Origin of the sequence: Actinopolyspora biskrensis (genome assembly GCF_013408175.1) — a bacterium.
In the GTDB taxonomy this organism is placed as follows: Bacteria; Actinomycetota; Actinomycetes; order Mycobacteriales; family Pseudonocardiaceae; genus Actinopolyspora; species Actinopolyspora biskrensis.
This window is the reverse complement of record NZ_JACBYW010000001.1, coordinates 636,280-662,546: the sequence shown is the minus strand read 5'-3', so window position 1 is coordinate 662,546 and position 26,267 is coordinate 636,280. Positions and strand designations below refer to the sequence as shown.

Annotated in this window: 24 protein-coding genes; 10 read left to right on the top strand and 14 right to left on the bottom strand. The window is 66.7% G+C overall.

Annotated elements, in window-relative coordinates; translation table 11 throughout:
• Positions 1 to 113 precede the first annotated feature (113 nt).
• Complete coding sequence (locus tag FHR84_RS02925; RefSeq protein ID WP_246300099.1) at positions 114 to 902, top strand: class I SAM-dependent methyltransferase; 789 nt, start codon at positions 114 to 116, stop codon at positions 900 to 902.
• 67 nt (positions 903 to 969) lie between these two features.
• On the top strand, positions 970 to 2,175 hold the full coding sequence (locus FHR84_RS02920) for a cytochrome P450 (protein ID WP_179533844.1): 1,206 nt from the start codon (positions 970 to 972) through the stop codon (positions 2,173 to 2,175).
• 124 nt (positions 2,176 to 2,299) lie between these two features.
• Here the strand turns inward: FHR84_RS02920 and FHR84_RS02915 are convergent, their stop codons facing one another.
• Complete coding sequence (locus tag FHR84_RS02915) at positions 2,300 to 3,505, bottom strand: nucleotide disphospho-sugar-binding domain-containing protein (RefSeq protein ID WP_179533843.1); 1,206 nt, start codon at positions 3,503 to 3,505, stop codon at positions 2,300 to 2,302.
• A gap of 232 nt (positions 3,506 to 3,737) precedes the next feature.
• Between FHR84_RS02915 and FHR84_RS02910 the strand changes: the two genes are divergently transcribed.
• Positions 3,738 to 4,376 (top strand): class I SAM-dependent methyltransferase, encoded by a 639-nt coding sequence (locus FHR84_RS02910; protein WP_179533842.1) that lies wholly within the window; start codon positions 3,738 to 3,740, stop codon positions 4,374 to 4,376.
• Between the two features lie 18 nt (positions 4,377 to 4,394).
• Here the strand turns inward: FHR84_RS02910 and FHR84_RS02905 are convergent, their stop codons facing one another.
• Positions 4,395 to 5,105 (bottom strand): class I SAM-dependent methyltransferase, encoded by a 711-nt coding sequence (locus FHR84_RS02905; protein ID WP_179533841.1) that lies wholly within the window; start codon positions 5,103 to 5,105, stop codon positions 4,395 to 4,397.
• 262 nt (positions 5,106 to 5,367) lie between these two features.
• On the opposite strand from FHR84_RS02905, the gene FHR84_RS02900 reads away from it, so the two are divergent.
• From FHR84_RS02900 to FHR84_RS02890, 3 genes are read left to right on the top strand one after another with little or no spacing between them, the layout of a single operon-like run.
• On the top strand, positions 5,368 to 6,537 hold the full coding sequence (locus FHR84_RS02900; RefSeq protein ID WP_218861897.1) for an aminotransferase class I/II-fold pyridoxal phosphate-dependent enzyme: 1,170 nt from the start codon (positions 5,368 to 5,370) through the stop codon (positions 6,535 to 6,537).
• Between the two features lie 59 nt (positions 6,538 to 6,596).
• Positions 6,597 to 7,967, top strand: coding sequence for an NDP-hexose 2,3-dehydratase family protein (locus tag FHR84_RS02895; RefSeq protein WP_179533839.1), 1,371 nt, complete (start codon positions 6,597 to 6,599; stop codon positions 7,965 to 7,967).
• Between the two features lie 32 nt (positions 7,968 to 7,999).
• Positions 8,000 to 8,989, top strand: a complete 990-nt coding sequence (locus FHR84_RS02890; RefSeq protein ID WP_179533838.1) for an aldo/keto reductase — start codon at positions 8,000 to 8,002, stop codon at positions 8,987 to 8,989.
• A gap of 255 nt (positions 8,990 to 9,244) precedes the next feature.
• Here FHR84_RS02890 and FHR84_RS02885 read toward each other — a convergent pair whose 3' ends face one another.
• Both FHR84_RS02885 and FHR84_RS02880 read right to left on the bottom strand, forming a co-directional pair.
• A complete protein-coding gene (locus FHR84_RS02885) occupies positions 9,245 to 10,018 on the bottom strand; it encodes an ABC transporter permease (protein ID WP_218861895.1) in 774 nt (257 codons plus the stop codon).
• A gap of 26 nt (positions 10,019 to 10,044) precedes the next feature.
• Positions 10,045 to 11,061 carry an ATP-binding cassette domain-containing protein gene (locus FHR84_RS02880; protein WP_218861893.1) on the bottom strand — a complete coding sequence of 339 codons (1,017 nt, stop codon included), beginning with the start codon at positions 11,059 to 11,061 and terminating at the stop codon, positions 10,045 to 10,047.
• 122 nt (positions 11,062 to 11,183) lie between these two features.
• On the opposite strand from FHR84_RS02880, the gene FHR84_RS02875 reads away from it, so the two are divergent.
• On the top strand, positions 11,184 to 12,161 hold the full coding sequence (locus FHR84_RS02875; RefSeq protein WP_179533837.1) for an HTH domain-containing protein: 978 nt from the start codon (positions 11,184 to 11,186) through the stop codon (positions 12,159 to 12,161).
• Between the two features lie 94 nt (positions 12,162 to 12,255).
• Here FHR84_RS02875 and FHR84_RS23085 read toward each other — a convergent pair whose 3' ends face one another.
• Positions 12,256 to 12,783, bottom strand: a complete 528-nt coding sequence (locus FHR84_RS23085; RefSeq protein ID WP_179533836.1) for an SWIM zinc finger family protein — start codon at positions 12,781 to 12,783, stop codon at positions 12,256 to 12,258.
• Positions 12,780 to 14,624 (bottom strand): DEAD/DEAH box helicase, encoded by a 1,845-nt coding sequence (locus tag FHR84_RS02865; protein WP_343075135.1) that lies wholly within the window; start codon positions 14,622 to 14,624, stop codon positions 12,780 to 12,782. Before FHR84_RS02865 ends, FHR84_RS23085 begins: the two co-directional genes overlap by 4 nt.
• A 428-nt stretch (positions 14,625 to 15,052) precedes the next feature.
• Between FHR84_RS02865 and FHR84_RS02860 the strand changes: the two genes are divergently transcribed.
• The 3 genes from FHR84_RS02860 to FHR84_RS02850 are packed head-to-tail and all read left to right on the top strand — an operon-like array spanning position 15,053 to position 18,525.
• Complete coding sequence (locus tag FHR84_RS02860; protein ID WP_179533835.1) at positions 15,053 to 16,405, top strand: nucleotide sugar dehydrogenase; 1,353 nt, start codon at positions 15,053 to 15,055, stop codon at positions 16,403 to 16,405.
• Positions 16,406 to 16,409: 4 nt separating this feature from the next.
• On the top strand, positions 16,410 to 17,399 hold the full coding sequence (locus FHR84_RS02855) for an NAD-dependent epimerase/dehydratase family protein (protein ID WP_179533834.1): 990 nt from the start codon (positions 16,410 to 16,412) through the stop codon (positions 17,397 to 17,399).
• 43 nt (positions 17,400 to 17,442) lie between these two features.
• Entirely contained in the window at positions 17,443 to 18,525 is a 1,083-nt protein-coding gene (locus tag FHR84_RS02850; protein ID WP_179533833.1) for a hypothetical protein, read from the top strand.
• A 173-nt stretch (positions 18,526 to 18,698) separates the two neighbouring features.
• Here the strand turns inward: FHR84_RS02850 and FHR84_RS02845 are convergent, their stop codons facing one another.
• From FHR84_RS02845 to FHR84_RS02810, 8 genes are all read right to left on the bottom strand, one after another.
• Positions 18,699 to 18,848, bottom strand: a complete 150-nt coding sequence (locus FHR84_RS02845) for a hypothetical protein (protein ID WP_179533832.1) — start codon at positions 18,846 to 18,848, stop codon at positions 18,699 to 18,701.
• Between the two features lie 55 nt (positions 18,849 to 18,903).
• Complete coding sequence (locus FHR84_RS02840) at positions 18,904 to 19,311, bottom strand: cupin domain-containing protein (RefSeq protein WP_179533831.1); 408 nt, start codon at positions 19,309 to 19,311, stop codon at positions 18,904 to 18,906.
• Positions 19,312 to 19,392: 81 nt separating this feature from the next.
• Complete coding sequence (locus FHR84_RS02835) at positions 19,393 to 19,662, bottom strand: cell division protein SepF (protein ID WP_179533830.1); 270 nt, start codon at positions 19,660 to 19,662, stop codon at positions 19,393 to 19,395.
• Between the two features lie 374 nt (positions 19,663 to 20,036).
• Positions 20,037 to 21,947: a beta-galactosidase gene (locus FHR84_RS02830; RefSeq protein ID WP_179533829.1), complete on the bottom strand. Its 1,911-nt coding sequence runs from the start codon at positions 21,945 to 21,947 to the stop codon at positions 20,037 to 20,039.
• Entirely contained in the window at positions 21,944 to 22,981 is a 1,038-nt protein-coding gene (locus tag FHR84_RS02825; protein WP_179533828.1) for a zinc-dependent alcohol dehydrogenase, read from the bottom strand. Before FHR84_RS02825 ends, FHR84_RS02830 begins: the two co-directional genes overlap by 4 nt.
• Entirely contained in the window at positions 22,978 to 23,931 is a 954-nt protein-coding gene (locus FHR84_RS02820) for an inositol monophosphatase family protein (RefSeq protein ID WP_179534385.1), read from the bottom strand. The genes FHR84_RS02825 and FHR84_RS02820 overlap by 4 nt, the downstream gene beginning before the upstream one ends.
• Positions 23,931 to 25,199: an aspartate aminotransferase family protein gene (locus FHR84_RS02815; RefSeq protein ID WP_425489837.1), complete on the bottom strand. Its 1,269-nt coding sequence runs from the start codon at positions 25,197 to 25,199 to the stop codon at positions 23,931 to 23,933. Before FHR84_RS02815 ends, FHR84_RS02820 begins: the two co-directional genes overlap by 1 nt.
• Before the next feature lie 429 nt (positions 25,200 to 25,628).
• A complete protein-coding gene (locus FHR84_RS02810; protein WP_179533826.1) occupies positions 25,629 to 26,258 on the bottom strand; it encodes an HAD family hydrolase in 630 nt (209 codons plus the stop codon).
• Between the last annotated feature and the right edge of the window lie 9 nt (positions 26,259 to 26,267).

Sequence of the window (26,267 nt, the reverse complement as noted above, 5' to 3'; positions counted from 1 at the left end):
GCCGGACGACCGAGCATCGTCCGGCAGGAAACGGAGGACCCGTGGACCCGGACATCGACGGCACAAGCCACCCCGGTGCAACGCCGGGCGCGACCGCCGACCCCGTGCGGCGAATGTACGACGACCACACCGACCCGTTCGCCCGCGTCTGGGGTGCGAACCTGCATTTCGGCTACTGGGAGTCGGGGGTGGCCGATGCGCCTATCGCCGAGGCCACCGAGCGGATGACCGACGAACTGCTTGCGCGGATGTCGTGCTCGCCGGGTGAACACGTGCTCGACGTCGGGTGTGGTGTGGGGGTGCCCGCACTGCGACTCGCGCGTACGCGCCACGTGCGCGTCACGGGCATCTCGACCAGTGCGCCGCAGGTCGCGCAGGCGAGTGCGCGTGCCGAGGAGGCCGGGCTGTCCGACGAGGTCGTGTTCCACTGCGGTGACGCGATGGAACTGGACTTCACCGACGACGCGTTCGACGCCGCCTGGGCCCTGGAGTCGTTGCATCACATGAGCGACCGGGTGCGGGCACTGCGCGAATTGCGGCGGGTCGTGCGGCCAGGCGGATCGCTGGCCGTCGCCGATTTCATCCTCACCGGACCCGTGCACGGGCCGGACCGGCACACCGTGGAGGCCTTCCGCGAAGGAGGCGGGGCACACAGCCTCGGCACGATCGAGGACTACGTAGCCGACCTCCGCCAAGCCGGGCTGGACGTGATCGAGGCCCTGGACGTGAGCACGCAGGCCCGCCCCTCACTCACCAAGCACGCCGAAGTCTTCCGCGACGAACGCCACCGGCTGGTGCCCACCATGGGCGAGCGGGAGGTGGATCGGATGATCCGGACCCTGGAACGGCTCGATGAGATGCCGCAGGCTGGTTACGTGCTGCTCTCGGCTCAGGTGCCCTGACCCGGATCGAACGCGGAGCCGACGACCACCACAGCCGCACGCGCGGCCGCGCGAAGGAGGCATAGACGTGTCAGCGGAGGAGATGTTGGCGGCACGGCCGGGATTGCGGGACGGAGGCCACGAGTTCTTCGCCTGGGCGCGTCGGATGCGCGCCGAGCACCCTGTCGCGCACGATCCGGCGACCGGCACCTGGCACCTGTTCCGGCATGAGGACACTCGGCGGATCCTGTCCGACCCGAGCACGTTCTCGGCCGATCTGGAACGTGTGATGTCGATCGGAGCGTTCACCCGGGGCAACATCGCCACCATGGATCCGCCGCAGCACTTGCAGATGCGCAAGCTCGTCAACCAGGCCTTCACGGCCCGCACGGTGCAGAACCTCGGTCACCGCATTCGCCAGGTCAGCGATGAATTGCTCACGCGCGTCGAGCAGCGCGCTGAATTCGATCTCGTAGCGGAGGTGACCTACCAGCTGCCGGTCGTCATCATCGCCGAGCTGCTCGGTGTTCCTCCCGGCGACCGCAGTCTGTTCCGGTCCTGGGTGGACGACATGCTCGACCCACCGTACGAGCAGCTCACCGATCTGCTCGACGACAGCGCGGTGATGCGCGCCCGGCACGCGCTCGACGAGTACCTGCTGGAGCAGGTGCACCAGTGCCGCAAGGAACCACGTGACGGCCTGATCAGCCGACTGGCCTTCGCTGAGGTCGATGGGGCACGGCTGTCCGACGAGGAGATCGTGGGTTTCACCTCGTTCCTGCTACTGGCGGGCAGTCTCACCACGACCGTGCTGCTGGGCAACACGATGCGGTCGTTGGCCGAGAACCCGCGGACCGACGCCCGGGTACGTGACGACCCCACGCTCATCCCGCAACTGGTCGAGGAGGTCCTGCGTTACCGCCCCTCGTTCTTGCCCGCGCGGCGGGTCACGGTGCAGGACGCGGTCGTTGCGGGCGTGGAGATCCCCGCGAACAGCTTCCTGAGCGCAGCGATCATGTCGGCCAACCACGACGAGGCGGTGTTCGACCGGCCGGATCGGTTCGACATCCACCGCGGCGACAGCTCGCACCTGGCCTTCGGACACGGTGGGCACTTCTGCCTGGGCGCGCCACTGGCCCGATTGGAAAGCCGCACTCTGCTGGAGAGGCTGTTCACCCGCATGCCTGACCTGCAGCTGGCGGAGAGCGCGATCCCCATTTACGGTAATCCGGACGTGTTCGGTCCCAAGCAGCTGCTGGTCACCCGCACCCGACGTGACGCCGCCCGCACGTAACCGGCGGTCCGGGAGGTTCCGCCGGTGCCGCCCCGGTCGAGTGGGCGGCACGTTGGTGCCGCCGTGTCGGATCCGATCCGGACACCGGATGGAGCGGGTACGGCAGGTTCTTCGTTTCCGCGAATCAGAGTTCGCCGCGTTCGAGGTGCTGCACGATCGCCGCAGGGTTGGGCTGGTGGGCGATCTCCGCGGCGAGGTCTCCTGCGGTCACCGCGAACGCGGCCTCTGACAGCATCTCGGCCAGCGCCGTGCGTACCGCATCCGGACCGGCCCGCTCGCGGGGCACCTGCCTGCCCGCACCGGACCGGGCGATCTGGTGGGCGTTGATGGCCTGGTCGACGATCTGCGGCAGTACCACCTGCGGGACACCCCAGGCCGCCGCAGTCAGCATCGTGCCACCACCGCCGTGGTGGACGATGGCCGAGCATGTGGGCAGGACGAGCGACAGCGGCACGTACTCCAGCACTCGCACGTTCGGCGGCGGGTCGTCGGCGAGTTCGGGGAAGGCGTCGGCGGCGCCGGGGATGACGACCTCGACGTCGAGCTCGCGCAGGTAGTCGACGATCTCCGGTAGCTGGGCCGTGTCCTGAGCGGCGAATCCGCCGGTGGTCAGTCCCGCGCTCAGGCAGATGCGCGGGAACTGCCCAGGAGACCGGGCCCAGTCCGGTCGCGTACCGCCACCGGCATAGGGCGTGTAACGCATCGGCACCCGTGAGGAGCGGGTCGGCAGCCGCAGGCTCGGCGGGCACTGGTCGACCGTCCAGTGCGCCCGGTGGCGGTCCGCCGCCAGACCGAAACGCTCGAACAGCGCGGCCAGGTCCGGGCTAGCCAGTTGCCGCTCGATCTCGGGCGGCTGGTCGCCGAGCACGTCCGGGCTGATCACGAGTCGGATGTCGGGCACGTCGTGCACCCGGGCGGCCACTGCTCCGGCGAAGGTGGTCTGCTCCCAGACGAGCAGATCGGGTCGCCACTGCTCGGTCAGGGCCACGAGGTCGTCGACCATCGCTTCGGCCACCAACGTGAAGTGCGTCTGCATGGCCAACCACTTGGACCGCTCGGCCTCGGGAACCTCACCGTGCTGCTGGTAGCACACCGCCGGGTCGCGCAGTGTGTCGTGCACCCGGCCTAGCGTCGGATCGGCCCGCAGCGTGGCAATGTCCACCTCGTGGCCCACGGGGAGCATGGTCAGCCCGGCGCCGGCGACGACATCGGCCAGTCCCGGTTGGCTGGCGACGGCGACCTCGTGCCCGGCAACGCGCAACGCCCATGCCAGCGGAACCGCGGGTTGGAAGTGCGTCGACCATCCCCAGGAAGTGAACAACACGCGCATGGGTCCCCCATCATCGGGTGCGGGCGGTACAACGGCGCTGATGGAGCAGCCTAAGCCGCCCGGGCGTCCGGTTCTTCCGGGCGACGACACGTGGGCTCGAATCCGGCACGGATGCGTGGCCCGGCACGGCGACTCTCGTGACCCCGCCACGTGTGCGGTGGCGCAACGGCAGCGGAAAACCACGTGGCCGCGCGGGATGCCCGCATGATGCGCACCGGTGATACTGGGGCGTATGTCGACGACTCGGCTCTGGAAGCAACGTCCGTGGGCGCTGGACAAGCCGCTCAACAACTTCGGGCTCCCTCGCGGCCTGCGCGGACGCCTCGCAGGTCTGGTGATGTACTGGGGGAACCGGCCGCACCAGCGCGAACTGCTTGACCAGCTCGACGTCCGGAGCGGGGACCACATCCTGGACGTCGGCTACGGACCCGGCTGGATGGTGCGCACCCTTGCCGAGGGGGGGTCGGCCGCGAGGGTGGCCGGGGTGGACCCGTCCAAGCAGATGCGCCGCATGGCGATGCGCCGCAACCGTGCCGGGATCGCCTCCGGACGGGTGCGGCTGGAACTGGGCACGGCTGAGGACACCGGTTTCGCGGATGCGAGCTTCGACCACGTGCTGTCGGTGAACAACCTCGCCCTGTGGCCGGACCTGGAGGCCGCACTGCGGGAGCTGCGCCGCGTGCTGCGCCCGGGCGGTGTGCTGGCGATGTCCTGGCACAGCAGTACGGCCCCGGACAGCATCCAGCGCTCGCTGGGGCTCCCCGAGCATGTGCTCTCGGTCGTCTCACGCGACTTGGAGCAGTTGTTCGACGAAGTCCGCCGCCGTGATCTGCCGAACACGGTGTGCTTCCTGGCGCGCCGTCCACGCTGATCGATCCGTGCGCAGCGCTCAGTGCGGTGTGCCGACGAACAGGCCGCGGGGTGAGAAGCGGCCAGCGAGATGGAGCGCGTCGCAGCCGGCCGCGCGCAATGCGCCCAAGTAGTCGCTGTGCTCGAAGAGCGTGATCAGCTGGGTGTCGGTGAAGTGCCGGACTCCGCTGTCGTCGGCCAGCAGGTATTGCGCGTCGACGCGGGTAGCGCCGCCTTCACGGGTCGAGCGCGCCACCCGGGCCACCGCGCGGGATTCGTCGCGCACCACGTCGCTGGCGATGTAGCCGTCGAGGAACTTCTCCGGGAACCACCACGGATCGACGACGAGCACCCCGTCGGGTGCTAGGTGCGCGCTCATCCGGCCGATGGCGGCAGTGAGTTCGTCGACGGTGCTCATATAGCCCACCGAGCTGAACAGGCAGGTCACGACGTCGAAGGTGCGGGCGAGCTCGAACGTGCGCATGTCGGCGTGGTGCAGCGGAACAGCGGGCAGCTTCTCCCGGGCGACGCGCAACATCGGTTCGGACAGCTCCAGCCCCTCGGCGTGCGCCACGTTTTCCCGCAGGTAGCGCAGGTGCTCGCCCGTGCCGCAAGCCACGTCCAGCAGCGACTCCGCGTGGGGTTTCCGCGCCCGCACCACGTCCATGATCTGATCGACCTCACCGCGGAAGTCCTTGCCGCGTCCACAGTAGACGAAGTCGTACACAGCGGCCATTTCTTCCTCGTACATGTCGGACTCCCGTCATCAGCGGTGCGTCGTCGGTCTCCGATGCGTGCCTCGCAGACATTACCGAGGTTTTGTGCGTCGCCAACCCGGCCGAACGCGCGGGTTTTCCCTACCGCGCGGCGCCCGGGGCGGGCTGTCATCCCCCTCGACCACGCGATGCACGAACACCCGCGCGGGCGGAGAGTATGTGTTCTCGCGCCCTTTCATCGTCACCCCATGCAGCCCAGCGCCCGTGCGGTGCCCGTCGCGAGGAGGCACGAACCAAGTGATCAACGTCTTCCAGCCCACCGTCGGACATGAGGAACTGAACGCCGTGCAAGAGGTGTTCGACAGCGCGTGGCTTGGTCGCGGCGCGCGCACCGCGCAGTTCGAGCGCGCCTTCGCCGAGCGCATGGGTGCCGATCCCGAGCAGGTCGTGTCCACCAACTCGTGCACCGAAGCGTTGTTCTTGGCCGTGCAGCTGCTCGACATCGGCACCGACGACGAAGTCGTACTGCCGAGCGTCAACTGGGTGGGCGCGGCCAACGCCGTGGCCGCCTCCGGAGCGCGCCCGGTCTTCTGCGATGTCGACCCGCGCGGTCTCAACCCCACCGCCGAGCACGTCGCGGCGGCGCTGACCGGCCGGACCAAGGCCGTGCTGGTGCTCCACTACGGCGGCCACCCCGGCGATGTGGCCCGTATTGCTGAGCTGTGCCGCGAGCACGGCATCCGGCTCATCGAGGACACCGCCTGTGCGGTGGCCTCGCGGGTGGGCGACACCGCGTGCGGCATGTTCGGCGACATCGGGGTGTGGAGCTTCGACGCGATGAAGATCCTCGTCACCGGCGACGGCGGGATGCTTCACGCGCGTGACCCGGGGATCGCCGCCCGCGCGCGGCGCGACACCTATCTCGGCCTGGCTGAGCGCAGCGGCCTCGACCGGGCGCGGTCGGACGCCGTCCGCTGGTGGGACGTCGACGTCGCGGCATTCGCCCGGCGCAGCATCACCAACGACATCGCCGCGGCCATCGGCGCCGTCCAGCTGCGACGGCTCTGCGAGTTCGTCGAGCGTCGCCGCGCCATCGCCGAAGCTTACGATCACGGATTCGCCGACGCCGCTGACATCGCCCGCCCTCCCCCACTGCCGCACGGGCACGCGTCCTCGCACTACCTGTACTGGATCCAGCTGCCCGATGGTGACCGCCGCGATCGGCTCGCCCACCACCTCTACCGGAACGGGGTGTACACGACGTTCCGCTACCCGCTCCTGCACCGGGTGGAGGCCTACGACTCCGGGGCGAACTTGCCCGGCGCCGAGCACGCCGCCGAAGTCACGCTGTGCCTGCCGCTGCACCAGGCGCTCAGCGATGCCGAGGTCGCCGAGGTCGTCCGGCTCGTCCGCGAGCACACCGACCACGACCTCCCGGCCGCGTCCGCACGTGGAGACGCCCGGTGACCGGGCTCGGCCACCCCACCGGACCCGCCGCTGGAGCGGGTGCCGAGTTGGCGGCACGCATGACGTGTTCAGCCCTGACCGAGTCGGGTACCACCGCGACCGAGATCTGCGACTGGTTGGCGCTGCGCCGCGACAGCGCAGCCGCGCATATCCGTCGCGTCCCGCTCGAGCAGCTCGATGGATGGGGCTTCGACGCCGACACCGGCAACCTGCGCCACGACAGCGGGCGATTCTTCAGCATCGAAGGCATCGAAGCCACGACCGATCACGACGGGCGCGGCACATGGCGCCAGCCGATCATCAACCAGGAGGACATCGCCATCCTCGGCATCCTGGCCAAGGAGTTCGACGGGATCCTGCACTTCCTGATGCAGGCCAAGCTCGAACCGGGCAACGTCAACGCGGTCCAGCTGTCACCGACGGTACAGGCCACACACAGCAACTACACCAGGGCTCACCGCGGCGGGGCCACACCGTACGTCGAATACTTCACCGACGGCCGGCGCGCACGCGTGCTCACCGACGCGCTGCAGTCGGAGCAGGGCTCGTGGTTCCTGCACAAGCGCAACCGCAACGTAGTCGTGGAAACCGCGGAAGACGTGCCGGTGCGGGACGACTTCCAGTGGCTGACGCTCGCGCAGATCCACGCGCTGCTGCAGGTACCGCACACGGTGAACATGGACGCTCGCACTGTGCTCGGCGCGCTCCCGTTCGCCGCCTCCGAGCACGGCCGCACCGGCGGGGGGCGGTTCGTTCGCGCACTGCGCCGATCCCTGGAGGTCGACGGGGCCGCCGATCCGGCACGCAGGACCGAGGTGCTGAGCTGGATCACCGAGCGGCGCAGCCATTACGGGCTGTCGGCGCGCCGAATCCCGCTGCGCGACGTGGACGACTGGAGCCTCGGCCCGTTTGGCCTCAACCACCGCCACGACCGGCACTTCGGCATCGTCGGGGTGTCGGTCAGCACCGAGGGGCGCGAGGTGGGCAGCTGGTCGCAGCCCCTGCTGCGGCCGTGCGGCACCGGGATGAACGCCTTTCTCGTGCGCGAGTTCCGCGGAACAGCCCACGTCCTGGTACGAGCCGCGGTTGAACCGGGGTACCGTGACACGGTTGAATTGGGCCCTACCGTCCAATTCCATCCGGCCGATTACGCGCACCTCCCGCCTGAGCAGTGGCCCCTCTTCCACGACGTCACCTCCTCGGCGAGCAGCACCGTGCACTACGACGTGACGCAGTCCGAAGAAGGCGGGCGCTTCCACCACGCGCTGAATCGCTACCTCGTGGTGGAGGTCGGTGCGGACTTCCCCACCACGGTTCCGGACGACTTCGCGTGGCTGACCCTCGGACAGCTCATCGACCTCCAGCGGCACAGCTATTACCTCAACATCGAAGCCCGCAGCCTCGTCTGCTGCCTGCAGACGCTGTGGTGACCTGCGGGCACCACGACTTCTTCGGAGGGACCATGCCCGAGTTCGCGCGATTCGGCCGGACCGCGCTCACCGTCAGCAGGGTCGGTCTCGGAACTGTGAACTTCGGCGGACGCGTCGACGAATCCGAGGCGCACCGCCTCCTGGACCGTGCCCGGGACAACGGCGTCAACCTCGTCGACACCGCCAACATGTACGGCTGGCGGGTCCACAAAGGGCATACCGAGGAGACCATCGGCCGGTGGCTGAAGCAGGGCGGAGGCCGTCGCGAGAGCACCGTGCTGGCTACGAAGGTCGGCAATCCCATGGGCGATTCCCCCAATGAGGGCGGACTGTCGGCGCGGCACATCATCGCCGAGTGTGAGCAGTCGCTGCGTCGGCTGGGTACCGAGTGGATCGATCTCTACCAGATGCACCACATCGACCGCACCGCGTGCTGGGACGAGGTCTGGCAGGCGATGGAGGCGCTCGTGCTCCAGGGCAAGGTCCGCTACGTCGGCTCCTCCAACTTCGCCGGTTGGCATCTCGCCCGAGCGCAGGCGACCGCCGCACGTAGGAACACGCTGGGCGTGGTATCGGAACAGTGCCTGTACAACCTCCTCAGCCGTCAGGTCGAGTCGGAAGTGCTGCCCGCAGCCGAGGAGCTGGGCATGGCCGTGCTGCCGTGGTCGCCACTGCACAGCGGAGTGCTGGGCGGCGTCCTGCGCAAGCAGCGCGACGGAGCGGCGGTCAAGGGTGTGCAGGGTCGAGCCGCCGTCGCGCTGCAGCAGCACCGGTCCACCTTGAAGGCCTACGAGGACTTCTGTGAACGGCAGGGCAAGGATCCCGCCGACGTGGGCTTGGCGTGGGTGCTGTCCCGCCCGTCCGTGACCTCGGCCATTGTCGGACCGCGCACCGTCGAGCAGCTCGACGGCGTCCTGCGCGCGTGCCGGATGCGACTGGCGCAGGACGAGCTGAACCGTCTCGACGAGCTGTTCCCGCCGCCCGGTGGCGGCCGCCCCGCCCCGGAAGCGTGGCTGGACTAAGGCTTCCTCGCAGTACGACTTGCTCGGGTGGTCGGCTTCCGGCACGTGAGGCGGCGCCCTGCTGCGTTGGACGGCACCTCGAGTAGCGACCTACGCCACCCCTCCAGCCTTGCGATGCATCCACCTCACGCGCCGGAGCACCTCGCTCTGCTCTGGCCGAGCGCTCCAGCCAAGAAAAACCACACTGAAAGGACCCCCAAGTCGGTGCAGCGCTCCGTTCCGGTGTGCTCCCGGAGCGGAGCGCTGCCCGTGCGCTCAGGCCTTGCGCATCGTCCGTGTGCCGACGAACAGGCCGATTAGCACGACGACCACGGCAGCCGCGGCCCCCCGCAGCGCCTCCGGGCCGAACTGGCCTGCGAACAGGGCACGCTCGGCGTCGACGATGTAGCTCAGTGGGTTGAACCCGGCGACCACGCTCATCCACCCCGGGCCCTGCTCCAGCGGCAGCAGCATACCGGACAGGATCATCAGGGGGAACAGCACCGCCTGCTGGATCGTCCAGAACATCCAGTCCTGGTTCTTCACCGCCAGCGCCAAGGCATAGCTCAGCGCGCCGAAGCCCACGCCGAACACCGCCAGAATCACCAGCCCGACCAGCGCACCGACCGGATGCGGCAGGAAACCGAACGGCATCGTGATGGCCACCAGCACGCAGGCCTGCACCGTCAGCGGCACCATCTCCTTGAGTGCCCGCCCGATCAGCAACGGACCGCGCCGCAGCGGAAGAACCAGCGTCCGCTCGTGCGCGCCGGTGTGCATGTCGAACTGCAGGTTCGATCCGGTGGAGGCGGTGGCGAACAGCGACACCATGACGAGCACGCCAGGCACGAACCAGTGAAGGTCCAGCTCGCCGCCGCTGAAGCTGCTCAGCAGTGGCATGAACAGGCCGACGAAAATCAGCGGCTGCAGCAGCCCGAACACCACCGACATCGGATCCCGCAGCACCGGGCGCAGTTCGCGCAGGAACACGAGCCAGACGTCGACCGGAAAGCTGTTCGGATACAAGACTTCGCTCTGCTGGCGGGACACGGTGCTCCGGTGGTCAGTGGACATCGTCATGCTGCTTCCTCCTCGCCGGAGGGCTCGGTGGTGGTCGCGACTCCTGCCTCACGCAGGGTCCGGCCGGTGAGCGCGAAGAAGACGTCGTCGAGCGTGGGGCGCTTGGTCTCGGTGCTGTGCGCGGTCACCCCGGCCTGCGCCAACACGAGCACGATCTCCGGCAGGCGCCGGCTCGCGCTGTGCACGGGCAGTTCGACCGTGTTGCCCCGCCGGTCGAGGTCCTGCAGCGCACCGGCCGGCACGTGATCGCGCAGGTGCGGCAGCGCGAGCTCTGCCTCGGCGTGCGAATCGAACTCGAGCACCACCCGCTCTCCGATGAGGTCAGCTTTGAGCCCGGAGGGAGTGTCATCGGCGATGACCCGTCCGTGGTCCATGACCATGACGCGCTCGGCGAAAGCGTCGGCCTCGTCGAGGTAGTGGGTGGTCATGAACACCGTGGTGTCGTACTCGTCGCGCAGTCTGTGGATGTGGCGCCACAGGTTCGCACGGCTCTGCGGATCGAGCCCGGTCGAAGGCTCGTCCAGGAACAGCAGCGACGGCGCGTGCACCAGGCCCATGGCGATATCGAGCCGGCGTCGTTGGCCACCGCTCAGCGAGGAGACCACCTGGGTGGCCACCCCTCCCAGTTCGAGGCTTTCCAACAGTGAGTCGGCGCGTCGCCCGGCGGCGTCCTTGGCGAGTCCGTAGAACCGCCCCTGCATGATGATCTCGTCGCGGACACGCTGGTTGTGCCCGGCGCTGTTCAACTGCCCGACGTAGCCGATCCTGCCGCGCACCGCGGCGGGATCGGTGCGGATGTCGTGCCCGGCCACGTGGGCAGCTCCTCCGGACGGTTCCAGCAGAGTGGCCAGCAGCCGCAGGCTGGTCGACTTCCCGGCCCCGTTCGGTCCGAGGAAGGCCACCAGTTCGCCCGGATCGACCCGCACGTCGAGCCCGCGGACCGCCTGAACTTCCTTGCTGCCCGAGGCGAACGTTTTCGTGAGCCGCTCGGCCTCGATCACTTTCATACTCATGCCGGAAATGGTAAGAATCCTTCCGGTCAGGAGCTGACCGGAACTCCATGATCAACCCGGTTGGTCGTACGCAGATTCACCGCTGCGGACCGAGCCCGGATCAGCGACCCGAGGAGGTGCGCGTGAGCCGTTCCACCATCGCCCGGGTGCTGCGGCTGCTGTCCCTGCTGCAGACGCGCCGGTTCTGGGCCGGCAGCGAGCTCGCCGATCGGCTCGGGATCAGCGAGCGCACCCTGCGCCGCGACATCGACCAACTGCGCGAGCTCGGCTACCACGTCACGGCCGAACGCGGCTACGACGGTGGCTACTCCCTGGAAGCTGGAGGGAACCTGCCTCCACTGCTGCTCGACGACGACGAGCTCGTCGTCCTGGCCGTGGGCCTGCGTGCGGTCGCCGCCCGTGCCGCGGAGCACACCACCGAGACCTCGCTGTCGGCGCTGGCCAAGCTCGAACAGCTGCTGCCCGCGCGGCTGCGGCGCAGAGTATCCGCGCTGCAGTCGCACACGATGCCGGCCGTATCCGAGTCCTCTTCCTCGGCGACACCCGAGATGATCGCCCGCCTCGCGCTGTCCAGCAGAGACGGCGAACGCGTCCGTTTCGGCTACACCGATGCGACCGGCACCCGAACGGCGTGCTCCGTCGAACCACATTGCCTGATCTCCACCGAACAGGGCTGGTATCTCGTCGCCTGGGATCCGCACGGAGAATCGTGGGGAGCGTTCCAGATCAACCGGATCGACTCCTTCGTCGCGACCGGGACGCGATTCGGCCCGCACGAGCTGGACGTGCAGCGCGCGACCGAGATCGCCAACGCGGCCGCGGCCCGGTTCGCCCGCGGCCACGTCGGTCTGCTGCGCCTCCACGCCTCGGTGGAGGAGCTCTATGCGCAGGTTGGGGCCTGGGCTCAGGACGCCCGAGCGGAATCGGAGACGACCACGCTGCTGCCGATCAGCGCCGACCACCTGCCCGACCTCGTCTTCGGCATCGCGTGGATGCCGGACGACTACGAGTTCGAGATCGTGGAGCCTCCGGAATTGGCCGCGTTCGCCCGCTCACTCGGTGCGCGGCTGCTGAGAGCGGGCTCCAGCACCCAGCGCTGACCGCGCTCGGAACCACACGACGAAACAGCTCAGCGAGGCGAAGTCCGCGAACAGCTCGGCACCGTTCGGCCACTCCACCGCTTCCGGGTGGTCTCTACTCGTAGAAGTGCGCGGGGTCGAGCAGGCCGATCGGGATGCGGGCGGTGGTGGTCGTGGGGTGGGCATCGTTCATGCCGCGCAACACCAGGGCCAGGCGGGGCCGGTGGTCGAGGTGGCGTGCGATGTCGAAGAACACGGCCAGGATGTGCGCGCAGGGGCGTTTGCGGCTCCGGCAGCTGCAGGTCGCGGTGATCGAGTTCTGCTCCGGCCCGGGCGGTTGGCCGTTGTGGACGAGCGCGGTGTGGACGGCGTCGGACAGGTCGTCGGAACCACCGGTGGCGACGTGTTGGGCGTACTGCAGCTGATGTTCGTTCCAGGTGGGCATCTCCACCCGCACCTGGTGGGTGCCGTTGTGCTCCACGGTCGCCGTGATCTCGCCGGACCGCATCTCCACGCTGTGGATGTGGCCGTGGCGCGCCAGCGACCGCGCTCTGGGCAGCGCCGGATCCGGCCGGCTCAGTGAGGTGGGCTCGGCCAACCGTTGCCAGTCCCTCCCCCACGCCGTGGTTCCGAAATCGCTCACCGGCGGCCTGCCCTGGTGGGGGCGAGCAGCTCGCGGAGCTGGTCATCGGACAGCCGCGCCAGATCACTGTCGATGCTGGTGCTCTCGCCAGTGGCCATGCCGGCGATCGCGCGCTTTCCCTCGTGCATCTCGGCGATGGCTTCCTCCAGCGTGCGTTCGGTCAACAGGGTGTGCACGGTGACGGTGTGCTGCTGTCCGATGCGGTGAGCCCGGTCGCTTGCTTGGTCTTCGACGGCCGGGTTCCACCACCGGTCGTAGTGCACCACGTGCGTGGCCCGAGTCAAGTTGAGCCCGAAACCCGCCGCGCGCAGGCTCAGCAGCAGCACCGGTGGGCCATCCGGATCGTCCTGGAACCGCGTGACGATGTTCTGGCGCCTCTCGGAGCTCAGGCCGCCGTGCAGGAACGGGACTTCGTTCGTGCCCAGTTCGGTGCGGAAATGCTCGGCGAGCAGCTCTCCGGTCCTGCGGTATTGCGTGAACACCAGTGCTCGCTGCCCCGTGGAGGTCAGCTCGGTCAGCATGTCGGTGACCCGGTCAAGCTTGCCGGAACGACCGCCCAACGGTTCGCCGTCGCCGGATACGAGTTCGGGATGGTTGCAGATCTGCTTGAGCCGGGTCAACAGCGCCAGAATCCGGCCGCGGCGGCCGATGTCGGACCCGAGACCGTCGTCGAAGGCTTCGTCCAGACTGGTCCGATAGAGCCGTTCTTGCTCCTCGGTCATCCCGCACACGATCGTCGTCTCCAGCTTGCTCGGCAGCTCCGGGGCGACGTCTTCTTTGCGGCGGCGCAGGATGTGCGGACCGACGATCTCGTGCAAGCGTGCGGCGGCGGCTCGCGAACGGTTCTGCTGGATCGGCGCGGCGAAGCGGCGCCGAAACCGCACACGTGTGCCGAGCAGGTCGGGATTGGTGAAGGCCATCAGCGACCACAGCTCGTCGAGGCGGTTCTCGATCGGAGTGCCGGTCATCGCGATGCGCAGCCGTGCCCGCAGAGCGCGGGCCGCGTGCGCGCCCTGCGACTCCGGGTTCTTGATCTGCTGGGCCTCGTCGAGAACGGCGACGTGCCAGACCGTGCTGGCCAGGGCGGTATCGCTGCGCATCACCCCGTAGGTGGTGAGCACGACCGAGCCCGGACCAGCCGCCCGCAGCGCGCGTTGTCGGTCCGGGCCGGTGTAGGTCAGCACCTCGAGGGCCGGGGCGAATCGGGCGAGCTCGCGGGCCCAGTTGCCGAGCAGCGAATTCGGACACACCACCAGGTTGGGGTGTTCACGGCACTCCTGGAGCAGCGCGATCGCCTGCACGGTCTTGCCCAGGCCCATGTCGTCGGCCAGCACACCGCCGCCGTGCTCGGCCGCGCCACGCAGCCAGGCCACCCCGGCCCGCTGGTAGGGACGCAGCACATCGTGCGGGGTGGACGGTTCGTGCTGCTGGTTGTACGTGCCGGCGCGGCGAGCGGCGTCGACGGCGGCCGCGGCCGACCAGATGGTGGCGCGGTCCAGGCCGAGCGCGGCGTGCCCGGCGGTGGGCAGCTCCTCGATCAGCTCGTCGGTGGACTCACCGGCCCGGATCGCGGTCGCGATGCGGGCCCAGATCCGCAGCGACCGCCCCACATGCGTCCGTGTGTGCCACGAGGACAGCGCATCCACCGCCGCGTCCGCGGCGACGAACGAGGCCGGCACGGTACGGGGAATGATCGTGCTGGCCGTGCTGTCCGGCAGCGCCATCGTCACCGAGGCCTGGTCCCCTGGCGGCAGCCCCACCACATCGGCGCTCGCGGCCGGATCCTCGACCCCCCACCAGACGAAGCTGTCCGCCTCGACGACGAAACTCGCCTGCAACACGCCCGGTAGCGGAACGTGCGACGAGGAGGTGGAAACGCTCGGCAAGATCAGACTCACTATCCGGAAAACGTGTTGTCGACCAGCAGCGCCATCCTACGCGACGGACGGGCCCGTTGCTGCCGATTGCACCAAGCCGTGGGACGTGTCGAACCACGTGATCGTCACGGTTCTGATCCGGGAAGCCGTTCGCCCGTGACGGTGTTTTCGCCACCAGCGACACGATCGCGGTGAACGGAACGCTGCACCGCGCTGACGCGCGCGAATCCTCATCACGCATGTGCGCAGGAACCGCGATGTGCACGACGTCGAACCTGCATAGCGGGATCCGCGCACGGCTACGGTGACGAAGGTTCCGGGAACCCGTTTTCCCCGGACGTCCACAGAAACAGCATCAATCCCACCCGACCGAGGGTTGAGGGGAGCGCGGTGTGCGCTTTCTAGCGGATGTTGAACAACCGACCGTTGCTGTCGTGGGGCTCGGTTACGTGGGCTCGTGCGTGGCCGGTGCCCTGGCCGACCGGGGTGCGCACGTCATCGGCATCGACAAAGACGCCACGCGCGTGGCCGAACTCGCTGCCGGCCACGTGCGAGTTAACGAGCCCGGTCTCAGCGAGCTCATGGCCCGGTGTTCGGGCGGCCCGCAGTTGCGGGTCACCGACGAGTACCGCGCCGCTGCCGAGGCGGACGTGGTGCTGGTGACGGTCGGTACACCGGCGTGCGATGACGGGGCTCTCGCCGATGAGCAGCTCGCCGTCGCATGTCGGGAACTCGGGCGACACCTGCGACGCGGCCAGCTCGTCATCGCCAAGAGCACGGTGCCGCCGGGGACGACCCGCGACCTCGTCGTCCCTCTCCTGGAGAGTGGAGGTCTGCGCTGCGGCGAGGATTTAGGCGTGGCGTTCAGCCCGGAGCGGCTCTCGGAAGGCAGCGCGCTGCGCGAACTAGCCACGTTCCCGATGGTGGTTGGCGGGATCTGCCCGGACAGTTCCCGTGCGGCGCAGGATTTCTGGCAGCGTGGCCTCGGTGTCGAAGTCCGCGTGGTGGAATCGGTCGAGGCCGCCGAGATCGTCAAGCTGGTCAATAACTGGTGGATCGACCACAACATCGCCCTGGCCAACGAGGTGGGGAAGTTCTGCACCGCCTTCGAGGTGGATTCACTGCAGGTCATTTCAGCAGCCAACACCATCCACCGCGGCAACGGGCCGGTCAACGTCCTGCTGCCCAGCGTCGGCGTCGGCGGATCGTGCCTGACCAAAGACCCGTGGATGGTGCAACGAGCGGCGCGGGACCGAGACGTGGCGCTGCACACCGTCACCACCGCCCGCGAGGTCAACGATTCGATGCCGCACTACACCGCCGAGCTGGTACTCGGCGACCTGCGCGGTCGAGGCCGAGAACTGGAAGAATCCGCGGTGGCCGTGCTCGGGCTGGCCTACAAGAACAACACCGGTGATCTGCGCGAGACCCCCACGCTGCCGATGGTCGACCAGCTGCGCCGCGCAGGCGTCTCGGTAACCGTGCATGATCCACTCGCCGACCCCGGTGAGATCGCATCGAAGTTCGACACGACCCCGTGTGCCTCGGCGTACGATGCCGCCGCCGGTGTCGACTGCGTCGCTGTTCTGGCCTGGCACCAGGTGATGACCGAGCTCGATTTCGGCGAGCTCGGACGAGCGGTCAACGAAGAGTGCCTACTGCTCGACGGGCGAGCCTACTTCGACGGCGACACGATCGCCGAGCTCGAAAACCGCGGGTTTCGCTACCGCGGTGTGGGGAGGTGAGCGCATGGCCCGCTTCGTGGTGACCGGCGGCTGCGGGTTCATCGGTAGTCATCTGGTGGAGCGCCTGCTCCTGCAGGGGCATGATGCCGTTGTCGTGGATGCCGCGCCCGCGCCGCGCGAATCGCGTTTTCCCCAGCATCCCGGGACGGTGGAGTACGTCAACGCCGACATCCGCGACCCGGGAGATCTCGCCGCCGTCGTGCCGGACGGGATCGAAACGATCTTTCACCTCGCCGCGACCGTCGGCGTGGACCGTTATCTCGACCGGCCGCTGGAGGTCATCGACACCGCGCTGGAGGGCACGAAGAACGTCCTGCACCTGGCCGAATCGACCGGCGCCAAGGTGGTGCTGGCCAGCACCAGCGAGATCTACGGCAAAAACCCGCAGGTGCCGTGGCACGAGGACGACGACCGGGTGCTGGGCAGCACATCGACACACCGCTGGTGCTACTCCACGAGCAAGGCGCTGGCCGAGCACGTCGCGTTCGCGCTCGCTCACCGGCACGGCATCCGCGCCACGGTGCTGCGCTACTTCAACGTGTACGGACCCGGGCAGCGTCCCGCATTCGTCATCAGCCGCAGCGTGCACCGCGCGCTCCGCGGCGATCCGCCGGTCGTGTACGACGACGGCGGTCAGACACGGTGCTTCACCTTCGTCGAGGACGCGGTCGAGGCGACCCTGCGCGCCGCGTCCGCACCGAGCGTCGACGGCATGTGCTTGAACATCGGCAGCTCGCGCGAGACCTTCGTCCACGAGGTCGTGGACACCATCTGCCGACTGACCGGGCACCCCGGAGCCGAGCACACCGACACGTCACAATCGCTGCGTACCGGGTATCAGGACCTACGCCGCCGCGTGCCCGACACCTCCCGCGCCGCCGAAATGCTCGGGTGGCACGCCACGACCACCCTCGAGGAAGGCCTTCGCCGCACGATCGCGTGGGCGGAGGAGAACCCCTGGTGGACCGAACTTCCCGATCACGGGGCGGAGTAGGGCCATCGACGCGCAGGAACACTTCCGCGGAGTCGTCAGCGGTATGCGCGCCCGCCAGTCCGCGCTGCGTGCGGCTGCTCGGCGGGCCTCCCCGCCGGAGTGGCGGGATGGCGCGGTATCCGTGCTCACCGCGCCAGGATGGGTACTGCCACACCCCTGCCCGTTGGAGGCGGTCGGGCTCGACTGGGCTCGTGCCACCGACGACGCGTCGCTGGCAGCCTGCCGCGAACGCAGTTCCCGCTTGCTGCCCGCCGGATCGGACGGCCGTCCACTGGCCAGCTACGGGAATGCCTTGGTCCAGATCGCCGGAATGGACCAGCTCTTCAACGGACGGATCTACCGACCCGTCGGCATCGATTCCTTCGGCGGGCGACTAATGCTGCGGTTCACGCTCGGGAACTACTTCGACCACCTCGACACCACGGAGTTCCTGGCCTACGAAGCCTCCGCGCGGGCCGCGGATGCGGCGGACCCGTTCACCGGTAGTTATCGACGGTTCGTCGCCGACCCCTTCGATCTGTCGCGGCGTGCGACCGGGCTGGGAGTACTCACCCTGACGATTCGTCGTTCGGCGCGGGGCGCGGGGTTCTTCCTGCACCGCAGGAGCGACGAGCAGGTGGTGGTAGCTCCGGGTATGCTCCAAGCCGTGCCCGCGGGCGAGTTCAGCCCGGCTGATGCCGACGAGCTCTCCGCCGCCGAGGACCTCGACCTGTGGCGGATGATGTTGCGCGAGTACGCCGAGGAGTTCCTCGGCGTCGAAGAAAGTTATGGACGCGGCTTACCGCGACCGGACTACCGCAGGCAGTGGCCGTACCGAGAATTGGATGCGGCCCGCTCGACCGGACAGGTGCGTCCTTGGGTTCTGGGAATCGGCTTGGACCCGCTCACCTGGAAGGCGGAAATCATCACCGCGTGCGTCATCGACGAGGCGGTGTTTGACGATGTTTTCGCGCGGATCGTCGTGCACGGCCGGGAGGGAACGATCCTCACCGGACCGGAAGGCCGAGGGATTCCGTTCGAGCCGGAGAACGTCCACGGCTACGCCGACCACCCGGGCATGCGGGAATCAGCGCGCAGCTGCCTGCTCCTGGCCTGGAGGCACCGGGGAGTGCTCGGGCTCGCCTGAAAGGCACGCCGCGATGACGCCTCAACGGGTGATCACCGGTCCCTCTCTTCCGGACGGAAGTAGATGGCGAGTCCAGCGGTGTTGGGCGCGGTGTCGGGGCTTGCGACCCGGCTACCACGACCAGTGACCGCTGCCCCGGCTCCGGCGGCGCACCGGTAGCACACGTCGAAAATTCACTGCTGGCTCGTGGACTCGCGGTGGCGGTAGATGGTGTGGCGGGTGACGCCGAACTCGGCAGCGTTCCGGGGAGACGGGGCAGCGACGCTGGCCGTTGGCGCACCGTCGGGAATGCTGTCGAGCCTGGCGGGTAAACCGCCGCTCATCACTCTCGCCAATTCCCCGGACCACACACCGAAACCGCCGGTTTCGGGCAGAGTCTCATAGGACTCCGATCACGACCATGCCGGCGAGACCGAGCTCGGTGGCGACGGCCACGAACGCGTCAGCACGTCCGGTCTCTCCGTTCGACCCCGCCAGCGGCAAGCCGGTCCGGAACTGCTCGTACTGCCGCACTTTCTGGTCGGCCAACCAGATCAGCAGATCGGCGCCCGTGCGCTGATGCAGGCCGAACGTAACGTGCAAGCTGTGCCCAGCCCCCGCCGACCCGGACGGCCCGACGTCAGCACCCGCGGGGATGCGCAGCGCATCGTCAGCACGCAGGGCCCCGCGATCAGACGCTCTCTTCCGGCGACTCCAGGTTGGGTCGGTGACGCGGAACATCGGCGTTACCCGCGACGGTCCGCGCACTTCCCACTGCTCGTCCCCGTCGAGTTGGACAATGAACACGTCGTCGCCCAGTGCGACGCGAGTTCGGCGCTGTCCTGAGTGGTCAGATACGCGTTGATGATGTCCACCGGTGTTGTCCCATCATGTCTGCGAAGATACTCCGGAACCCGTCGTTGTCCGGGTGGTTTGGCCGCCGCTTCTGACCAGGAACAGGCGTGCTCGAACACGCGGCATCGTGCCGGACGCGGCGTAGGCCGACCCGGCGGTGAAATCGACGAGACGTTTGGCGTTCGCCTCGGTCATCTGGGTCAGGTCCAGCAGAACCGGGGTGTGGGCTCGGACGTGGTCACCGATCTCGCGTGCTTCGACATAGGTGGTCGGAGTCAGCTCGACGACGTTCGGGGGCGTCACGTGCTCATCGGATTGATTGAGCGCGGTGGCTTGTGCCGCCGAGGACCCGAACGCCGCCGAGACCGACGACGCGTGATCCCGCCCGCACGAGACCAGCCCCTTCCGAATGCTCTCCGGCCGTCAGCGGGCACACAACGCTTGGTCACCGCGCTCACGAGCTTGTGGGAGGGCGAGGCGGGCTGTGGACACCGCCAACAACGAGGTGCCCCCGTGTGTGCCCACAGCCCATGAACGAATGTCGCGCAAGTACAAATCTCCGAATACACCGAAGGTCACGACATTTCGAACGGTTCCGTCCCCGACTGCTGCGTGCAGCAGCAGTCGACCGATAATTCGGTTAGATTTAGTTTATTCGGTCATGGTGGATCATCACCTCAAAGAACCGCAGAACTGGTGGTGTCCACTTTTTCACTGCCCCAGGTGATCGTGGGTGAAGTGATTCCCGAAGAGGGCGGGGTCGTCACCCAGCCCAGTAGCTCACCACCCCGGGTGACGGCGACAGCCGCAGAGCCTGCGGGGAGCTCAAACTCCCAGTCGACGCCGTCGGTGCCGGTTATGCGGTCGGACTCGTCAGTGGGGTTGAAGGCGCCCAAGAACTGTGCCCCGCAGCTCGGCGTTGTGCGGGTCAACGCGACCGCGCGACCGTGGGCTGAACTCCAGCGTGATTTGGTCGGGCCGGGTAGTGCCGCGAAGAAGTCCGTGACCGCACCGTTGGCGGGTTGGTCTGGATCCAAGACAAGTTCGACCGTTTCGGTGTCGATACGGGGGCTTGCCGCTCGGGCATGTACGACCCCGACGGGGAGCGTGTCCGAGACCGTGGCCGCTTCCGCCATGCCGTCCTCATATTCGTCGAGCCAGGTCATGCTGATCAGACGTGAAGTACGCGCGAGTTGGTCGTGCACCGCCGCGGCCGCCTCTTGCAGTGCGGTCTGCCCGGAACGCTGCCACGCCCCTTGCTCTGGCAAGGTTCGATCCATGAGAACAACAGCGTCCTTGTCCAGTTGACTGCTGAGCAGCTCCGTACCGAATTGGTCGAGGAATCTGGACAGCAGCCACAGGCCCTCGGAAGTTGGATTCTGCTCGCCGCTCTCGTTGAGAGGCGCCCCCGGGCAGTAGGGAGGAGTGTGCAGCTGGGGATCAACGCCTTCGGCGGTTAAGCCGTCAGGGTCCATGGCGATGAGATCGCCCCAGCTCGCGGTGGCGCAGGCAGTGTAGACGCTCACCGTGGTAGAGCCCAGCATCAGGGCGAGCAAGGCATTGAACAGGGGGGTGCGCGCCTCGGCGAAGGACTCATCGGTCCAGGTGAATCCCCAGTTGGATTCCAACACATCAGTGTCGCCGAGCAGGATTTCAGTCAGGTGTACCCCGAAAGCGGACAGTTCCCCCGCAGGATTTCCCACCCATTCGGTGTGCCCGACTAGGTGCGGAGAACCCTTGATGGCGCGTTGCCGTGCGGCCCATGCATCCAAGGTGGCGTTGGGGCCGCATGCTGGTGCCAGCGGTGCGTTGGCCAACCGTGCCGGTCCCTCGGGAAACAGACTGGAAATCTTGTCCCACAGGCCGACGATGGCATGGCCGGACCATTGTGACCACAACCTGCGTAGCTCGCCCGTCCAGTCGATGAAGTCACCCGTGCTTTGGTGAGCCGCCTCGGCCAGGCCGTGGCTCGTCAGCCACTGCCCGAAAGTTTCGCGTGCCGCGGGTGAGGCGTCTTGGGCGTCAATGGGGATGTGGACGTCACCGCAGGTTCCCTCGTTTCCCAGCTGCAGAGCAACGATCGGACCGTGTGGTCTGGCGGCCGATGCCACGACCTGGTCGGCAACGGCCCGCAGCCAAGTCTCCACCTCGGCCCATACCGCTGGGTCCACCAGACTGGGCAACGGTCTGGCCTGGGAGGTGAGCAGAGCTCCATTGAGTCCACGGTATGCGGTGTGGTCCGGGCCGCAGAGCCGGTCCGGCAGGCCTCCCAACTGGACCTCCGCGTGGATGAAGGGGCCTGGTTTGAGCAGAATCCCCAGGTCTAGCTCCGCAGCGATGCGGACCAGCCCAGCCACATCGCGTTGCCGAGCGGTGGTGCCGTGAAAATCGAATGTACGCTCTGTTCCTTCTCCTACTTCGTGGAAACGCCACGGAAGGTAGAAGGAGATGACGTCGACACCGAGATCACGCAGCTGCGTGAGGTTTGCGGACCAGTTGTCCCTGGCTGCACGGTAGTAGGGGTAGTCACCGATGACAATCGGCCGTGCAGCGCCAGGCACCAGTGCGCTGTGGATGCGCGCGCTCATGTCTCGGCTCCCTCGGAGTGGGGGACGAGGAGGACCTTGAGGGCGGAGTAATCGACGCCGGGCGTGGCGGCGAGCACCTTGAAAGCTTCCTCGTGTTCCTCGAGGGTGAAGCGGTGGGTGATCACCCGCTCCAGCGGCATCGACCGGGCGAGCTCGACGGCTTTGGGGAACAACATGCTGTTGTAATCGCCGGCTCCGATGATCTGCACGCCGTCCTGGAGCAGCTTCAGCGGTTGTACGGTCGCCGAAGCGTTGCTGTTGAAGCCCATGATCACGATACGACCGCGCGTCGCGGTGTAATCCAGGCATCGTTCGAGCTGGTTCCCGACGGAATCGATCACCAGGTTCCCGCGGCCGGTGAGTTCGGGCTCCTCTGGATGGTGCAGCGTCACCCGCTCACCGAATTCGGGAGAGGAGAACACCTCCTGGGCCAGAGACCGGCGAGTCGTGTCGGGCTCGAGCAGGAGCACACGGGCCCCGTACCGCTCGGCCGCCATGGCGGTCACCACCCCCATCGGGCCGGCACCGACGATGACTGCCGTCTCGCCCGGCTGCAGCCGACCGGCCTCAACGTTGTTCAGCGCGCAGGTCAAAGGCTCAATCACGACCGCCCGATCGAAGCTCATCTCGTCGGGGACTCGGTGACAAAACAGCTCGGGTAATCGGATGAAATCCGCAAAGGAGCCATCGTAGTCCAGCCCCACTTCGGTACCGGCCTTGTTACTGCAGAAATCCCAGTGCCCTTCCAGACAGGTCGGGCATGTGCCGCAGTACAACGTAGGATTGATGACGACGCGGTCACCCGGTGCCAACCTGGTAACCTCGGCTCCCACCGAGTCGACGACGCCCACGGCTTCGTGGCCCATCACCACGCCGGTCTCGGCGGGGAACTTACCGACGAGCACGCTGCGATCCGTCCCGCAGATACCACTCTGCACCACCTCGACAGTGACATCGAGGGCATCCCGCGGCTCTGGTTTGGGATGTGCGGCCAGCGACAGCCTGCGGTCCGCGTTCAGGGTGAGAGCCTTCATGTCCTGTCCTCCTGGAGGGTGGCTGCGGCACTGGTGAGGTCCCAGCTGATGGCGTCGAGCAGTTGTTTATGCAGTTCGGGGTTCGACGTTGCGATGCACGACTTCTGGTTCATAGCCCCCAGGTCGACCAGTGAAGTGTTCCCCAGGTCGTCGCCGTACGCGTCAGTGATGACCACACCGGCCAACCGCGCCAGGTAGACGGCGGCGGCGATGTCGTACGGGAAGAGGTGAAGGATCGAGCCGCGTCCCGCGTTCAGAAACGCTGTTTCGGTCTCGGGGTGATCACGCAATACGCGGTTGCCGATGTCCACATAGGCGTCGAGCTGTCCGGTGATGATGCGGGAGATAGAGAAGCAGGCGCTGTTGAAGACAAATATGCCACCAGTATTGGCGGACTGATCCACCAGGTGGGCATAGGCTGCGTTCATCAGACGCATGGGATGCCCGTTGAACTCGATCGACCAGAACATCGTTGCCAGATCGGTGTTCTGACTCAACCGCGGCACAGCGGTCCGATAACCACTGCTGGAAAGCCCCTCCGCGTCGTCACCGTAGATCCACGCACCGTTTTTGATCTCCATCAGGTAGGCCGCGTTGACGTCCGCCAGGACGGGGGATCCGTTCTTGAACGGCGTCGCGGCGATCGAGACCATGCCCATCTCCAGGCCGGCCGACGTGGGTCGGGTTCCGTCAATGGGATCCACGACGAACAAGACTCGGGGGTCGGGGGCGAGTTCGAGGAAGGCGCCATCCTCGGTGTATACGGCTGCGGGAAACTCAGCGTGTTCACGCAGATAGTCCACGACGGCTCGCTCCGCCACGTCGTCGACGTCGAACTGGGCGTCACCGCCCGGAGAATCGCCGTGCACCTGTCTGGTCAGGCCACGGTCAGCGTAGGCCAGCAGTTCCGAACGGACGTGTTCACCAAGCCCCTTGAGCAAATCCTTCATCATGACAACTCCTTCATGAACAGGTCTTCCAACTTGTCACAGATTTCTTGCGCTTGGTCAACAGTAAGAATAAGTGGCGGGCGAATCTTGAGTACATTGCCACGACCGTACCGCGAGGTGCGCAGGATGAGTCCGTACTCCATCGCGGCACTGGCAAGATGATTGGTGAGTTTGGCGTCAGGACTTCCATCCGAATCGGCCAACTCGAATCCGATCATCAGGCCGACACCGCGCACGTCCACGATGGCCGGATAGCGCATTTTCATCTCTTCGAGCCGGCCGAGAATGTAGTCACCGGTTTTCCGGACATTCGCCAGAAAATCTGGTTGACGCACGATGTCAAGTGTGGTGTTGGCTGCCGCCGCAGCCAACAGGTTCGAACCGTACGTGAAAGAGTGCTGATCGGACGGCAACCCCGCGAGTCTCTCATTGGTAAGAATGGCAGCGACCTGGGCCCCGGAACCACCGAGCCCCTTAGCGGTGGTGATCGCGTCCGGTTCGACGTCGAAGTGCTGAGCCGCGAACATGTGTCCGGTTCGGCCGATACCGGTCTGGATCTCGTCGAATATCAGGGCGATATCTTGTTCGTCGCAGAGCGCCCGAAGTTTCTGCATATAGCCGTCCGGGGGAACGATGTTTCCACCATTGCCCGAAATGGGTTCAATGATTACCGCCGCGACCCGCCCGCTGCTCGCGTACTCGATAAAATCCTCGATGCGGTCCACACACATCAAACCACAGGTCTCGCGTTGCTGGCCGTAAAAGCAACGGAAGCAATAAGGGTCAGGAACCTGCAAGTTTCCTGGAAAGAGGCTGGGGAAAGGCTCGCGACGAAACGCGTTTCCTGACATCGAGGTCATCATCATCGTCTGTCCCACATGACTGCGGAACAAAGTGATGACCTCACTCTTTCCGGTCGCTTGCTGCGCCATCTTGATGGCGCCCTCGTTGGCGGATGAACCACTCGACACCTTGGGATGGACCTTGACCAGGTTAGCCGGTGAAGTCTCCACCAGCCGTCGCACCATCCCATTGATCGGATCGCTCTGATATGACGAGGTAAGATGAACGAGCCCGTCCAGCTGCTCTTTCATGGCCCTTACGACATCCGGGTGGGAGTACCCCAGACTCAAGTTAAAAGTCGCGGAGGCGCAGTCCAAGTATTGGTTTCCATCCGTGTCGTACAGGTATACACCCTCGCCGCGGTCCATCTTGCGGGCACTGACAGGATAGTAAATGGAATCGAGCACTTCCTGATTATTCATCATTCTCCTTGTTATTGCCTTTGGGCGCCCAGCATCGAAGCCAGGAAACTCAAGGGAGGACGATAAAACAGATAGTCACACGCTCGGGATCGTTATTGTTTTTTGTGAGTCTTGTCGCTTCTGAAGTCATGCAATGACATGTTGACGGGTTTCGACAAAGGACAAGCGCTGCGTCGCATCTGTTGTCTTCCAACGGGTGAGCACGGTTATAAAACGGGCGGCATCCTATTGACGCGTCCACTGACGAAGGCCGGGCAGCGCCAACGTCACCCGACAGCAGGACCTACCCGGGCAGCACAAGGGCGCTCATGCTAGATCCGGTCGAATTGCACAGCCCTGGCCGAAAACAGGCATGCGGCCAAATCGGGTACAAAAATTTTGGTGACGTCCATAATCTGTGCGGCGAACGCTCGGAGGGGTTCCGCCGCACGATCATGTGATCGGTTGGTCGTCTTGCACACCTTCATGCGAACTTTCCAGTTGAGTGGCCAGGGCGTGCACGGACGTGAAGACATGACCGTACATGCCGAGTTCACGAGCTGCCAGCACGTTGCCCTCGCGATCATCCACGAACAGGATCTCTTCGGGGGCGGCGCCCAGTTCGCGCCAGCACCACTCGTAGGCGGCACGCTCCGGTTTGGCACTGCCGATCCGGCAGGAGAATCCCACCACAGAGAAATGTTCTAGCCACCTGTGGGAGTTCTCGTAGTGCGTCGCGATTTCCTCGGGGGCGTTGGAAAGCAGTCCGAGCTTTATGTTTTTACGTGCCAACGAGCTGACCAGGTCCACACTACCCTGGTTGATTTCGGACCAGCTGGCCAGGTCGGCTGCGACCAAATCGGTCACCTGCTGATCCCCAAAGGGCGCTCCCAGCTGCTCGCCGACGGATTTCCAGTAGGTGGTTGCAGATACCTCGCCGCGATCGTACGCGGGCCGCGATGACCAGTAGCTCGCCCAGAAGCGGTCACTGTCAGCCTCAGCTGTTTGCTCAAGCACGGCTCGGGAATCGGCGGACTGGACCTTAGCTATGACCCCGAACATGTCGAAAAGAATTACTTTCATGTTTACGCT

Coding starts and splice junctions, on each gene's coding strand:
- FHR84_RS02890 (WP_179533838.1), top strand. CDS start 8,000: ATGCCCGAGTTCGCGCGATTCGGCCGGACCGCGCTCACCGTCAGCAGG.
- FHR84_RS02830 (WP_179533829.1), bottom strand. CDS start 21,947: ATGAGCGCGCGCATCCACAGCGCACTGGTGCCTGGCGCTGCACGGCCG.
- FHR84_RS02910 (WP_179533842.1), top strand. CDS start 3,738: ATGTCGACGACTCGGCTCTGGAAGCAACGTCCGTGGGCGCTGGACAAG.
- FHR84_RS02845 (WP_179533832.1), bottom strand. CDS start 18,848: ATGAGCGGCGGTTTACCCGCCAGGCTCGACAGCATTCCCGACGGTGCG.
- FHR84_RS02810 (WP_179533826.1), bottom strand. CDS start 26,258: ATGAAAGTAATTCTTTTCGACATGTTCGGGGTCATAGCTAAGGTCCAG.
- FHR84_RS02825 (WP_179533828.1), bottom strand. CDS start 22,981: ATGAAGGCTCTCACCCTGAACGCGGACCGCAGGCTGTCGCTGGCCGCA.
- FHR84_RS02820 (WP_179534385.1), bottom strand. CDS start 23,931: ATGAAGGATTTGCTCAAGGGGCTTGGTGAACACGTCCGTTCGGAACTG.
- FHR84_RS02915 (WP_179533843.1), bottom strand. CDS start 3,505: ATGCGCGTGTTGTTCACTTCCTGGGGATGGTCGACGCACTTCCAACCC.
- FHR84_RS02895 (WP_179533839.1), top strand. CDS start 6,597: ATGACGTGTTCAGCCCTGACCGAGTCGGGTACCACCGCGACCGAGATC.
- FHR84_RS02880 (WP_218861893.1), bottom strand. CDS start 11,061: ATGAGTATGAAAGTGATCGAGGCCGAGCGGCTCACGAAAACGTTCGCC.
- FHR84_RS02850 (WP_179533833.1), top strand. CDS start 17,443: ATGCGCGCCCGCCAGTCCGCGCTGCGTGCGGCTGCTCGGCGGGCCTCC.
- FHR84_RS02925 (WP_246300099.1), top strand. CDS start 114: ATGTACGACGACCACACCGACCCGTTCGCCCGCGTCTGGGGTGCGAAC.
- FHR84_RS02855 (WP_179533834.1), top strand. CDS start 16,410: ATGGCCCGCTTCGTGGTGACCGGCGGCTGCGGGTTCATCGGTAGTCAT.
- FHR84_RS02905 (WP_179533841.1), bottom strand. CDS start 5,105: ATGTACGAGGAAGAAATGGCCGCTGTGTACGACTTCGTCTACTGTGGA.
- FHR84_RS02815 (WP_425489837.1), bottom strand. CDS start 25,199: ATGATGAATAATCAGGAAGTGCTCGATTCCATTTACTATCCTGTCAGT.